We start from the raw sequence: 13,287 nt of genomic DNA on the forward strand, positions 1-13,287 counted from the left end.
ATCGCAGCCTGCGGCAGCTCCTACAGGGTTTGTGGTCGCAGACACTGCTTTGAAGTACACGGATTTTTCGCAATAACACTAAGGAAGGTCGCTGGATGAACAAGAACAATACCCCCGCGCAAACGGGGGCTCGCTTCACCATGAACACCCTCAATTGCGCCATGCTCTGCGCGTTGGTCACCTGGGGCACCGCACAGGCGGCGCCCTACGTGGAAAACGGCCGTGCCGGTAATCCCGCCAGTTGGCGCAGTGCCGAATTCAATGCGGAATGGGGCCTGGGTGCGATTGGTGCCGATCACGCTTACGCCGCCGGGTACACCGGGAAAGGCGTGAAACTGGGGATCTTCGATCAGCCGGTGTACGCCGCGCACCCGGAGTTCTCCGGCAGCAACAAGGTCGTGACCCTGGTCACCAGCGGCATCCGCGAATACACCGACCCGTACATCCCGGTCAAAGCCGGCGATGCGTTCCGTTATGACGGCTCGCCCTCGGTCGGTTCCGATGGCAAGCTCGGTGCTCACGGCACCCACGTTGGCGGTATCGCGGCCGGCAGCCGTGACGGCGGGCCGATGCACGGCGTGGCGTTCGGGGCGCAGATCATCAGCGCCGACAACGGCGACCCTGGGCCGGAAGACGGCATCGTCCGCGGCAACGACGGTGCGGTGTACAAGGCCGGTTGGGATGCGCTGATCGCCAGTGGCGCGCGGATCATCAACAACAGCTGGGGCATCGGCATCACTGACCGTTTCGACCTCGGCGGCCGCGACCCGGCGTATCCGCATTTCACCGTCAATGACGCACAACTGCAGTTCAACGAAATCCGCACGCTGCTCGGCACCAAGCCTGGCGGCGCCTACGACGGGGCCATCGCCGCCGCGCGCAGCGGCATCGTGACGATCTTCGCCGCCGGTAACGATTACAACCTGAACAACCCGGACGCCATCGCCGGCCTCGGCTACTTTGTGCCGGACATCGCGCCGAACTGGATCACCGTCGCCGCGTTGCAGAGAAACCCGGACCAGACCAGCGCCAACCCGTACATCATCAGTACGTTCTCCTCGCGCTGTGGCTATACCGCGAGTTTCTGCGTCTCGGCGCCGGGCACGCAGATCTACAGCTCGATCATCAGCGGCACCAACGCCGACAACCTGACCACCGGCTACAAGAACTACAACGGCACCTCGATGGCCGCGCCGCACGTGGCCGGCTCGATGGCGGTGCTGATGGAGCGCTTCCCGTACATGACCGGCGATCAGGTCGCCACGGTCTTGCGCACCACCGCCACCGACCTCGGCGCGCCGGGCATCGACGCCTTGTACGGCTGGGGCATGATCAACCTGCGCAAGGGCATCGACGGCCCGGCGATGTTCGTCACCGAGCAGGACATCCCCGAAGAGTTTCGCATCCAGGGTGCCTACGGTTCCGGGCAGTTTGTGGCTGATCTGCCGGGCATCGGCGCGATCATCGACCAAGGCAAGCCGACCGAGCGCGTGTGCACCGATATCACCTGCGGCCTCGACACCTGGCGCAACGACATTTCCGGTCATGGCGGCCTGACCAAACAGGGCATCGGCACGCTGGTGCTGACCGGCAACAACAGTTACAGCGGCCCGACCCTGGTCAATCAGGGGCGTCTGGCGATCAACGGCTCGCTGGCGTCGGCAGTCACGGTCAATGACAGCGGCATCCTCGGCGGTAACGGCCGGATCGGCGCACTGACCGTGAACAGCGGCGGTACCGTGGCGCCGGGCAATTCCATCGGCACGTTGAATGTAGCGGGCGATGTGACCTTCGCGCGCGGTTCGACCTACGCGGTGGAAGTGTCGTCAACCAGCAGCGACAAAATCGTCGCCGGCGGCACCGCGCTGATCGATGGCGCAACCGTCAGTTTGTCGCTGGAAAACAGCCCGACACTGCTGACCACCACAGAAGTGAAAAGCCTGCTCGGCACCCAGTTCAACATCTTGCAAGCGGCTGGTGGCATTCAAGGCCAGTTCGGGCAAGTGCTGCCGAACTATGCGTTCCTCGGCGGTACCCTGGCGTACTCCGCGAGCGGAGTGCAACTGGACGTGGGACGCAATGGCGCGTCGTTCGCCAGTGTCGGCCTGACGCCGAACCAGCGTGCGGTGGGTGCGGCGGCCGAACGCCTGGGTGCCGGCAATGCGTTGTTCGAAACCCTGCTGCTGTCGCCAAACGCGGCTTCGGCACAACAGGCGTTCCAGCAACTGTCCGGCGAGATCCACCCGGCGATTGGCACAATGTTGATCAACGACAGCCGCTACCTGCGTGAGGCGGTCGGCGAGCGCTTGCGTGAGCGTGACCTGTTCAATGCCGACGCACCGACCGACGATCGCAGCAATGCCTGGGTCAAGGTGCTGGGCTCGTGGGGCAAGAGCGATGGCGGGCATGACAATGCCGATTCCAACAGCTCGATTGGTGGCCTGCTGGCCGGTGTCGACGGCTTGATCGCTGAAGATACCCGGCTGGGTTTCGTTACCGGTTATAGCGACAGTTCGTTGAACATGGGCAATGGCACGCATTCCTCGGCCTCGGTCGACAGCTACCACTTGGGTGCGTACCTCGGGCATCAGATCGACGCATTGCGTTTGACCGCCGGTGCGGCTTACAGCTGGCATCGCGTGGACGTGAAGCGTGATCTGCAGTTCGCCGGTGTCAACGGCAAAGAGAAGACCAAGCATGATGCGGCGACCACTCAGGTGTTCACCGAAGCGTCTTACGATCTGCGCCTGCAACCGCTGAATCTGGAACCGTTCGCCAACCTGTCCTACGTGCACCTGAACACCGAAAGCTTCACCGAGAAGGGTGATGCGGCGGCGCTCAAAGGCGGCGAAGACAATCGCGATGTGGTGCTGTCGACCCTCGGCGTGCGCGCCAAGCGCACATTCGTGCTGTCGGAGCAGCATCAGCTGGAACTGGGCGCGACCCTCGGCTGGCAGCACAACCTGAGCAGTGTCGACGCGGACAGCCACCTGGCGTTCGCCAATGGCAACAGCGCGTTCACCGTGCAGAGCGTGTCGATGGATCGTGACGCGGCGGTGGTCGGCGTGCGTGCCGGGCTGGCGCTCAATCGCGACGTGCGGGTCAACCTCGATTACAACGGGCTGATCGGCAACAACGAGAAGGATCACGGCGTCGGTCTGACCCTCGACTGGCAGTTTTGATGAGCGATCGGCAGCTCTTGGCGGGGCTGCCGGACTTACAGGAAGAGAGAGCACAACATGGGATTGTTCGATTATAAAAATGCCGATGGCAAAGCCCTGTACAGCGACGCCATCGCGCTGACGCTGTATGCCTACACCCCGACCGGTCAGCCGTTGCCGGCCACCGCGTGGAAGCCGCTCACCGCCACGGCGCTGGGCTACCAGGGCAAGGTCGGGGCGCAAGGCACGTTCTTCGGCGAGAAAGACGGCTTCACCAGCGCCGAAGCCGAAGTGCTCGGCAAGTACGACGCCAGCGGCAAACTGATCGGCATCGGCGTGGCCTTTCGAGGCACCGGCGGGCTCGGTTACAGCGACACTTACGGCGACATGAAAAACAACCTGCTGGCGGCCATCGGCCCGTCGGATTATGCGAGCAACTATGCGAAAAATGCCTTCGACAATTTGCTCAAGGCTGTCGCCGCATTCGCCATCGCCCAAGGGATCGCCGCCAAAGACGTGCTGTTCAGCGGCCACAGCCTCGGCGGGCTCGGGGTCAACAGCGTGGCCGAATTGAGCGCCGGCAATTGGGGCGGGTTCTTCAAGGACGCCAACTACATCGCGTTCGCCTCGCCGACCCAGAGCAGCACTGGCAACAACGTGCTGAACATCGGTTACGAAAACGATCCAGTGTTCCGCGCACTCGACGGCACGACGTTCAGCAGCGGTTCGCTGGGCAAGCACGACGGACCGCATGAGTCGACCACCGATAACATCGTCAACTTCACCGACAACTACGCGTCCACCGCGCAGAACCTGGTGCCGTTCAGCATCGTCAACCCGTTGAACTGGTCTGCCCATAGTTCGCTGGGCTACGCCGACGGCTTGAACCGGGTGATCAATTCGAGCTTCTACAACCTGACGCACAAGGACTCGACCATCATCGTTTCCAACCTCGAGGAAGCGTCCCGCGGCAAGACCTGGGTCGAGGATCTGGGGCGCAGTGGCGAGCCGCACACCGGCAGCACCTTGATCATCGGCACGCAGAGCGGCGACTGGCTCAAGGGCGGGGCGGGCAATGACTTCCTTGAAGGGCTGGGCGGGGATGACCGGTTCCGCGATGACGGCGGTTTCAACATTCTGCTTGGCGGTTCGGGGCACAACACCTTCGAGTTGCAGAAACCGCTGCAGAACTTCAGCTTCGCCAACGACGGTGACGGCACGCTGTACGTGCGCGACGCCTACGGTGGCATCAGCATGACCCGCGACATCGGCGCGCTGGTGAGCAAGGAATCGGGCTCGTGGTGGGGCAGCAAGGAGATAACCTGGGGCGTCACCGCCAAGGGTCTGAGCAATGGCAGCGAACTGACCCAGTACACCCATTCGCTCAACGGCGATGCCTACGGCAATGCGCTGCACGCCAGCGCCGACGGTGACTGGCTGTTCGGCCTGGGTGGCAATGACCAGTTGATCAGCGACAAAGCCCACGTGACCTTCGTCGGCGGCGCCGGCAACGACGTGATGACGGCGGTGGGTGGCAACAACACATTCCTGTTCAGCGGCGCGTTCGGTTTCGACGCGATCAATGGCTACCAGGGCAGCGACAAACTGGTGTTCATGGGCGTCGCAGGCGCGGGGCAGGGCTACGACTACAAGCAGCACGCGGCGCAGTCCGGCGCCGATACGGTGCTGAAGATTGGCGACTATGCCGTGACCCTGGTCGGCGTGGGAGTGGCTAACCTGTCGGACTCGTCGTTCGTGTTCGCGTAAACACTGATCCCCTGTAGGAGCTGCCGAAGGCTCGGGCCGCGATCGGACGATCTTTTGACTTTGTTTTTTAAAAGACAAGATCAAAAGATCGCAGCCTTCGGCAGCTCCTACAGGGGGTTATCAGTGGGTTTGTGATACAGGAGGTCCATAATTCTGTTTTAGAAGTGCTGTATCGAAATGCTCCGGGGCGTGCCCGTGAGGGGCGCCCTGGCTGTGAGCTATCTCTGACAATTCCAACAAAAAGAGAGGCAATGGCAATGGGTGTGTATGACTACAAGAACTTCGGCACAGCCGATTCCAAGGCATTGTTCAGCGATGCCATGGCGATCACGCTGTATTCCTACCACAACCTCGATAACGGCTTTGCCGCCGGTTATCAGCACAACGGCTTCGGCCTCGGCCTGCCGGCCACGCTGGTCACGGCGCTGCTCGGCGGTACTGACTCGCAAGGCGTGATCCCTGGCATCCCGTGGAACCCCGACTCGGAGAAACTCGCGCTCGATGCGGTGCAAAAGGCCGGCTGGACGCCGATCACCGCCTCGCAACTGGGTTACGAGGGCAAGACCGACGCTCGCGGCACCTTCTTCGGCGAGAAGGCCGGTTACTCCACCGCGCAAGTGGAAATCCTCGGCAAGTACGACGCCCAGGGTCATCTCACTGAGATCGGCATCGCCTTTCGTGGCACCAGCGGCCCGCGGGAAAACTTGATCCTCGACTCCATCGGCGACGTGATCAACGACCTGCTGGCAGCCTTCGGTCCCAAGGACTACGCGAAAAACTACGCCGGTGAAGCCTTCGGCAATCTGCTCGACGATGTGGTGGCGTTCGCCAAGGCCAATGGCCTCAGCGGCAAGGACGTGCTGGTCAGCGGCCACAGCCTCGGCGGGTTGGCGGTCAACAGCATGGCTGATCTGAGTGGCGGCAAGTGGGGCGGGTTCTTTGCCGACTCCAACTACATCGCCTACGCCTCGCCGACCCAGAGCAGCACCGACAAGGTACTCAACGTCGGTTACGAAAACGATCCGGTGTTCCGCGCCCTCGACGGCTCGTCCTTCACCGGCGCTTCGGTCGGCGTGCACGATGCGCCCAAGGAATCGGCCACCGACAACATCGTCAGCTTCAACGATCACTACGCCTCGACCGCGTGGAATCTGCTGCCATTCTCGATCCTCAACATCCCGACCTGGATCTCGCACCTGCCGACCGCCTACGGCGAGGGCATGAACCGCATCATCGAGTCGAAGTTCTACGACCTCACCAGCAAGGACTCGACGATCATCGTCGCCAACCTGTCGGACCCGGCGCGGGCCAACACCTGGGTGCAGGACCTCAACCGCAACGCCGAAACCCACAAGGGCAGCACCTTTATCATCGGCAGCGACAGTAACGACCTGATTCAGGGCGGCAGCGGCAATGACTACCTCGAAGGTCGCGCCGGCAACGATACCTTCCGCGATGCTGGCGGCTACAACGTCATCCTCGGCGGCGCCGGCAACAACACCCTCGACTTGCAGCAGTCGGTGAGCAAGTTCGACTTCGCCAACGACGGCGCCGGCAATCTGTACGTGCGCGATGCCAATGGCGGGATCAGCATTACCCGCGACATCGGCAGCATCGTCACCAAGGAACCGGGCTTCCTCTGGGGCCTGTTCAAGGACGACGTGATCCATAGCGTGACCGCCAGCGGTCTGAAAGTCGGCAACAACCTCACTCAGTACGAAACCAGCGTGAAGGGCAGCAGCGGCGCCGACACGCTCAAGGCGCATGCCGGCGGCGACTGGCTGTTCGGTCTGGATGGCAACGACCACTTGATCGGCGGTACGGGCAACGACGTGTTTGTCGGCGGCGCCGGCAATGACCTGATGGAGTCGGGGGGCGGGGCGGATACGTTCCTGTTCAATGGCGCGTTTGGTCAGGACCGGGTGGTGGGCTTTACCGCCAATGACAAACTGGTGTTTCTTGGCGTGCAGGGCGTGTTGCCCAATGATGACTTCCGCGCGCATGCCTCTGCGGTGGGGCAGGATACGGTGCTGAAGTTTGGCGGTGATTCGGTGACGCTCGTCGGAGTGTCGCTGGGTAGCCTGAATGGCGACAGTATTGTGATTGCCTGATGTTGAGAGGGCGCTGGTAAGGGCCTCTTCGCGAGCAAGCCCGCTCCCACAGGGAATGTGTGCACGTGTGGGAGCGAGCTTGCTCGCGAAGAATTTGACTCGGTATCAAAAGTGACTCAACCGCCACAACCTGACTCAAAAGCTCTGCAAACCGCAGAAGCGGCCTAAAGCCAGCACGTGCCCACACGTTCTATAGCCAGCCGCCATTGAGTACAGGAGATGCACACGTGAAAAGGGTCAAGGGGTATATCGGGGTTCTCGGACTGGCGCTGTTATCGGCCAATGCCTGGGCCGATCTGCCGTCCACCTCGATTCTGAGCCGTTACGGCATCAGCAGCGATCAATTGCCGAAACCGGCGAAAACCGAAGTGCCTGAGCCGGTCGAAGAGAAAAGCCTGTTTCAGATCCAGCCCGAACAGCCGCTGGTAACCTTTCGCCAGGGCGCCGACAAACAGGCGCAAGCCACCGGCAACCTGAGCATCGATCGCATGACCCAGCAGGATCTGGAACGCTGCCGACGCCTGCAGGCCGAACTGGCGCGGCGGGGCGAACAGTATTTCAGCTGCGATCACGGCCTCATGGGCCTGCCCGCCTTCGAATAATCCCGGTCCCTGTAGGAGCTGCCGCAGGCTGCGATCTTTTGATTTTTGCTTTAAAAACAAGATCAAAAGATCGCAGCCTGCGGCAGCTCCTACAGGGTTCGGTGGTCAGTCTTCCTTGCGCACCGTCGCCACTTCATCCCCGCGGACTTTCACCTTGGTCCCGGAAATATCCTCGAACTCATAAAAACCGTCCTTGGTTTTGGTCTCCGGCATGTCCTTGGTCAGATACTGGGTGCCGTTCTGCAGGGTCACCACGGTCGGCGTCGAGCAGCCGCCCAATGCCAGAAAAGCCGCGACTGCCAAGGGGAGACCCAGAGTCTTGATGTTCATAGCCACCTCGAATACCTCATTACCAATGAATTGACCGTCTTCGGTCTCTACCGCGGTTGGTGCCATCAAGCCGGGAAAAGTTCGATGGCACCCTGAAAAAATCCTGTTTGGCGCTGCCATTGATCCTTTTCCGTTTGCACCCGACCGGGCATAGCTGGTATCTGTACGCATAACCAGTATTCGTTTGCCGTGGCCCAGAATTCCCGTGACTGCCAACCCCCTCGACGACCCGTTCTATTACCTCAACAACTTCCGGCAAGTGCTTGATTGGCTTGAGCTTCGCTATGCCGACGTGATGAGTGAAACCGAGCACGGATTTATCCGCGACTTCAAGGCGCTGCCGCGCGCGTCGCAGGGATTGCTGGTGCGCATGGTGATGCGCAAGGGTGTGCATTTCCGCCTCGGCAAACTCAATTACCTGGAAATCGGTGACATCGGCGCCGCCGCACAACCGTTGCTCGCTCACGGCTGGCTCGACGATCAGGCCCGGTTGACCCTGGCCGAGGTGTTCGACGTGCTGCTCAAGGCCGAACTGCTGCAGGCGTTCGGCGACTTTATCGAGCAACCCAAGGGCCGCAAGGACGACTGGCTGCCGGCGCTGGCCGAGCAGTTCAGCGAAACGCGCAGCCTGTCCGACTGGGCGCCGGGGCTCGCCGAACGCTTGTTCAGCTTGACCATCATGGATCTGTGCGACCGTCTGCGTCTGATGTTCTTCGGCAATCTGTATCAGGACTGGTCGGAGTTCGTCCTGGCTGACCTGGGCATCTTTACCTACGAAAAAGTCGAGTTCTGCGCCGATTCCCGCGGCCTGCGCAGTCGTGAGGACGTCGATGCCTGCCTGTTCCTGCATCAATGTCAGCAGCGTTTCGAGGCCGGGGAACCGCTGGAGGCAATAGTCGAGCAGGTCAGCGCGCTGCAATTCGCCAACCCGTGGCTGCAGCGGCGGCGCGGCAAGGTGCTGTTCCAGATTGGCCAGTATTGCGAGCGCATCAGCGAGTTTGCCCTGGCCCTGAGCATTTACCGCGACTGTGCGTACCCCGGCGCCCGCCAGCGCATGATCCGGGTGCTGGAACGTTGCGGCGAATACGCGCTGGCGCTGGAACTGGCCACGCATGCCGAACAGGCGCCGCAAAGCGCCGCCGAACAGCAGAGCCTGCAACGGGTGCTGCCGCGACTGCGGCGCAAACTCGGCGGGCCGCCGCTCAAACGTGCGGCGCCGCGACCGGTCGAACGCCTTGATCTGCAATTGCCACGTACCGATCCGGCGCTGTCGGTGGAGTTCTACGTGCAGGCGCATTTGCACGAAGACAGCGGCCCGGTGCATTACGTCGAGAACAGCCTGATCAATTCGCTGTTTGGTTTGCTGTGCTGGCCGGCGATTTTCGCGCCGCTGCCCGGAGCGTTCTTTCATCCGTTTCAACGCGGGCCGGTGGACCTGCTCAACGAAGACTTCCAGCAGCGCCGCGCTGAACTGTTCCAGGCCTGTCTCGAGCAGCTCGACGACGGCCGGTATGCCGCGACCATTCGCGAGCGCTTCGTGGCCAAATGGGGCGTGCAGTCGCCGTTCGTGTTCTGGGGCGCGTTGAATGAACAACTGCTGGAGCAGGCATTGGCGTGCCTGCCGGCCGAACACCTCAAGCACTGGTTCAATCGCCTGCTGCTCGACATCAAGGCCAACCGCGCCGGCATGCCCGATCTGATCCAGTTCTGGCCGCAGCACAAGACGTACCGAATGATTGAGGTCAAAGGCCCCGGTGACCGCTTGCAGGACAACCAGATGCGCTGGCTGGAGTTCTGCCACCAACACCAGATGCCGGTCGCCGTGTGTTACGTGCAATGGGCGGAGCAGAGCGCTTGAGCTACAGCATCGCGGTGCGTGCGCTGTGTGAGTTCACCGCCAAGACCGGCGACCTCGACCTGCGTTTTACCCCTTCGCCGACAGCGCTCGAAGGCATGCTCGGGCACCGCACCGTGGCCTCGCGGCGCAGCGACCAGTACCAGAGCGAAGTGGCGCTTGAGGGCAAGTTTCTGCAGTTGAAGGTCAAGGGCAGGGCGGACGGCTACGACCCGACGCAGAACTGCCTGGAAGAAGTCAAAACCTATCGCGGCGATCTGAGCAAGCAACCGGCCAACCACCGGCAGTTGCACTGGGCCCAGGCGAAAATCTACGGCTGGCTGATGTGCCGCAAGCTGGCCCTTGAGCAGATCAATCTGGCGCTGGTGTATTTCGACATCGTCAGCGAAAAGGAAACCTGTCTGGTCGAGCCCTTCAACGCCTCGGATCTGCAGGTCTTTTTCGAGGCGCAGTGCCGGCTGTTCCTCGACTGGGCCGAGCAGGAGATGGCCCATCGCGAGGCGCGTAATCGGGCAGCGCAGGCGCTGAGCTTCCCCCATGCGGACTTTCGCCCGGGCCAGCGGCATCTGGCGGAGTCGGTGTTCAAAGCAGTCAGCACTGGTCGCTGCCTGATGGCCCAGGCGCCCACCGGGATTGGCAAGACTCTTGGCACGCTGTTTCCGATGCTCAAGGCGCTGGCGCCGCAGCAACTGGACAAGGTGTTTTTCCTCACCGCCAAGACCCCGGGGCGCAAACTGGCGCTGGATGCCAGTCAGGTACTGTTCGATCAGAATCAAACCTTGCCCCTGCGGGTGCTGGAGATGGTCGCCCGGGACAAGGCCTGCGAACACCCGGACAAGGCCTGCCACGGCGAGTCGTGCCCGTTGGCCCAAGGCTTTTATGATCGCCTGCCTGGCGCGCGGGAAGCGGCGAGCCGGATCAATCTGCTCGATCAGGCAGCGATGCGTGAGGTGGCCCGCGAGCATACGGTTTGCCCCTATTACCTGAGCCAGGAAATGGCCCGTTGGGCCGACGTGGTGGTGGCCGACTACAACTATTACTTCGACTTCAGCGCGCTGTTGTTCGGACTTGCCCAGCTCAATCAGTGGAAAGTCGCGGTGCTGGCCGATGAAGCGCACAACCTGGTCGAACGCGGGCGCTCGATGTACAGCGCCAGTCTCGATCAGGCCGCATTGACCACGGTGCGCAAGTCGGCGCCGCCAGTGCTGAAGAACTCGTTGCAACGGCTCAATCGTGAGTGGAACGCGCTGCATCAGCCGCAACTGGCGCCGTATCAGGCCTACGACAAGGCGCCGGAAAAACTCCTGCAAGCGGTGTCGCTGTGCAGCGCGGCCATTGGCGATTACCTCAACGATCATCCGCAGGGACTCGACAGCGCCCTGCAAAGCTTTTATTTCGACATGCTGCAGTTCGGCCGGGTGGCGGAGCTGTTCGACGAGCATTACCTGTTCGACATCAGCAAGCGCGACCTCGAGCGCAAACGACCGCTGGCGCAACTGTGCCTGCGCAATGTGGTGCCGGCGGCGTTCATCGGCCCTCGACTGAAAGCGGCGCGCAGCAGCGTGCTGTTCTCCGCGACGCTGAGCCCGCGACGTTATTACGCCGATTTGCTCGGCACCCCGGCCGACACGGTGTGCATCGACGTTGAATCACCGTTCAGCGCCGAGCAATTGCAGGTGCAGATCGTCAGCCGGATTTCCACGCGCTTCAATCACCGGCAGGCTTCGCTCGAACCCATCGTCGAGCTGATCGCCCGCCAGTTCAGCGAGCGCCCGGGCAATTACCTGGCGTTCTTCAGCAGCTTCGATTACCTGCAACAGGTGTCGACGCTGCTGGCCGAGCGGCATCCGCAAATCACCCTGTGGCAACAGTCGCGGGGCATGGCGGAAGGGCAGCGGCAGGCGTTTCTCGATCAGTTCACCGCCGAGAGTCAGGGCGTCGGTTTCGCCGTGTTGGGTGGCGCATTCGGCGAGGGCATCGACTTGCCTGGAGCACGTCTGATCGGCGCGTTCATTGCCACCCTCGGGCTGGCTCAGCTCAACCCGGTCAACGAGCAGTTGAAACGGCGCATGGCGGCGATTTTCGGTGCCGGTTACGACTACACCTATCTGTATCCGGGCGTGCAGAAAGTGGTGCAGGCTGCCGGGCGAGTGATCCGCACGCGGCAGGATCGCGGCGTGGTGATGCTGATCGACGACCGCTTTGCCGAACCGCGTATTCAGCAATTGCTGCCGCGCTGGTGGTCCCTCGGCGCAGACGAAAGCGCAACGATTCAGGCGGGATAAATCGGTACGCAATGTCCGTCAATGACCCATTGGGTGTGGGCTTTTCTCGACGCTTGTGTAGGATGTTTTCCTTGATAAAACAGCGACATATCTTGTCGTGAAAGGCGCTTTGCGCAATGTCCGCAATCAGGCTTTATTGAGAGGCAGCCCGAATCTGCCTTCGACATTTTGATAAGGACATCAAACATGACCGCTACCACCGCCTACACCCACAGCGCCGCCGACGTCACCCAGGCCTTCAACACTATCAGCGCCACCGTGTTCGCCGGGAAAACCGCCGAGGCTACTCCACGAATGCTGATAACGGCTGGCGTACAGGCATCAGGCAAAACCTATCTGCTGGAAAAGAACCTGCTGACCTCGGGCCGATACGCCAATTACGTGCGCCTGTACAAACCGGAGTATCGCGAACAACACCCGCAATATGCGCAAATGGCTGAGCAGGGCAACCTGCACGCCTATGAGCATACTGAAACCTTTGTCAGAGAAGTGTGTGGCAGGCTTTTCGAGGAGGCTTTCCGTCGCAAGCTCGACATCATCATCGAATGCGCCTTCGACAGCGTTGAATTTGCCACGTTACCGGGCGCAGCCACAGCCAGTGGTTATCAGCTGGAAACCCATATTGTCGCGTGCGGACATGCGTTTGCCTTTCTGTCGAACATCAAGCGCGGGCTGAAGAGTCTGCAGGCATCGCAGCTGGAACGATTCGTGCGGTCTGCGGATCTGAAAGCCAGTATGAACAACGCCCACGCCGTGATCTTTGAGCTCGAGAACGCGACAAAAACCGTAGAGGGTTCGCAGATCTATCTCTATGAGCGTGGACTAGGCGCGTTGAAGGAGCGTGTGCTGCGTGGGCACAGCACCTGCACGCGCAACGCACAGGGCGGCCTGGAACTGACCTCGACCGGTCAGCCGTACAGCTACGAAATGTATGAAAGCATTGCCAGCAACGCCGTCAACAGCCTTGCCGAGCGAGACGAGATGGTCAGAGAGTGTCATCTGGCCCTGCAGAAAACCGCACACTATGCCGAGCAGATTCCCGAATTTGTTTACAACGCCTTGTACTCACGCATTGTCAAATACGTGAATCGCTGAACATCGCCCCCTTGGCCATCGGTTGCAGTGTGTTTGGACCTTCCCAAGGCGGCGCTTTACCGCATACTTGGGCTAACAGAA

General features: G+C 61.4%; 8 protein-coding genes. 7 read left to right on the forward strand and 1 reads right to left on the reverse strand.

The features are described 5' to 3' along the window. The first annotated feature begins 95 nt into the window (after window positions 1-95). From ACXR0M_RS24500 to ACXR0M_RS24515, 4 genes are all read left to right on the forward strand, one after another. Window positions 96-3,182, forward strand: a complete 3,087-nt coding sequence (locus ACXR0M_RS24500) for an autotransporter domain-containing protein (RefSeq protein ID WP_458834228.1) — start codon at window positions 96-98, stop codon at window positions 3,180-3,182. Window positions 3,183-3,239: 57 nt separating this feature from the next. Then, on the forward strand, window positions 3,240-4,928 hold the full coding sequence (locus ACXR0M_RS24505; protein ID WP_458834229.1) for a polyurethane esterase: 1,689 nt from the start codon (window positions 3,240-3,242) through the stop codon (window positions 4,926-4,928). A gap of 257 nt (window positions 4,929-5,185) precedes the next feature. Beyond that, window positions 5,186-7,039, forward strand: a complete 1,854-nt coding sequence (locus ACXR0M_RS24510; protein ID WP_458834248.1) for a polyurethane esterase — start codon at window positions 5,186-5,188, stop codon at window positions 7,037-7,039. 227 nt (window positions 7,040-7,266) lie between these two features. Beyond that, a complete protein-coding gene (locus tag ACXR0M_RS24515; protein ID WP_458834230.1) occupies window positions 7,267-7,641 on the forward strand; it encodes a hypothetical protein in 375 nt (124 codons plus the stop codon). Between the two features lie 105 nt (window positions 7,642-7,746). Here ACXR0M_RS24515 and ACXR0M_RS24520 read toward each other — a convergent pair whose 3' ends face one another. Continuing rightward, window positions 7,747-7,971, reverse strand: a complete 225-nt coding sequence (locus ACXR0M_RS24520) for a YgdI/YgdR family lipoprotein (RefSeq protein WP_458834231.1) — start codon at window positions 7,969-7,971, stop codon at window positions 7,747-7,749. Window positions 7,972-8,176: 205 nt separating this feature from the next. Here ACXR0M_RS24520 and ACXR0M_RS24525 point away from each other — a divergent pair, with 205 nt between their 5' ends. From ACXR0M_RS24525 to ACXR0M_RS24535, 3 genes are all read left to right on the forward strand, one after another. Next, window positions 8,177-9,829: a VRR-NUC domain-containing protein gene (locus ACXR0M_RS24525; RefSeq protein WP_458834232.1), complete on the forward strand. Its 1,653-nt coding sequence runs from the start codon at window positions 8,177-8,179 to the stop codon at window positions 9,827-9,829. After that, window positions 9,826-12,111: an ATP-dependent DNA helicase gene (locus tag ACXR0M_RS24530; RefSeq protein WP_458834233.1), complete on the forward strand. Its 2,286-nt coding sequence runs from the start codon at window positions 9,826-9,828 to the stop codon at window positions 12,109-12,111. The genes ACXR0M_RS24525 and ACXR0M_RS24530 overlap by 4 nt, the downstream gene beginning before the upstream one ends. Before the next feature lie 186 nt (window positions 12,112-12,297). After that, window positions 12,298-13,206, forward strand: a complete 909-nt coding sequence (locus ACXR0M_RS24535) for a zeta toxin family protein (RefSeq protein WP_458834234.1) — start codon at window positions 12,298-12,300, stop codon at window positions 13,204-13,206. Window positions 13,207-13,287 lie beyond the last annotated feature (81 nt).

The sequence above is a fragment of the Pseudomonas sp. Eth.TT006 genome (assembly GCF_054456575.1).

What these genes read in the sequence shown, in the direction of transcription:
- ACXR0M_RS24500 (WP_458834228.1), top strand. Translation starts at nt 96, where the DNA reads ATGAACAAGAACAATACCCCCGCGCAAACGGGGGCTCGCTTCACCATG.
- ACXR0M_RS24505 (WP_458834229.1), top strand. Translation starts at nt 3,240, where the DNA reads ATGGGATTGTTCGATTATAAAAATGCCGATGGCAAAGCCCTGTACAGC.
- ACXR0M_RS24510 (WP_458834248.1), top strand. Translation starts at nt 5,186, where the DNA reads ATGGGTGTGTATGACTACAAGAACTTCGGCACAGCCGATTCCAAGGCA.
- ACXR0M_RS24520 (WP_458834231.1), bottom strand. Translation starts at nt 7,971, where the DNA reads ATGAACATCAAGACTCTGGGTCTCCCCTTGGCAGTCGCGGCTTTTCTG.
- ACXR0M_RS24535 (WP_458834234.1), top strand. Translation starts at nt 12,298, where the DNA reads ATGACCGCTACCACCGCCTACACCCACAGCGCCGCCGACGTCACCCAG.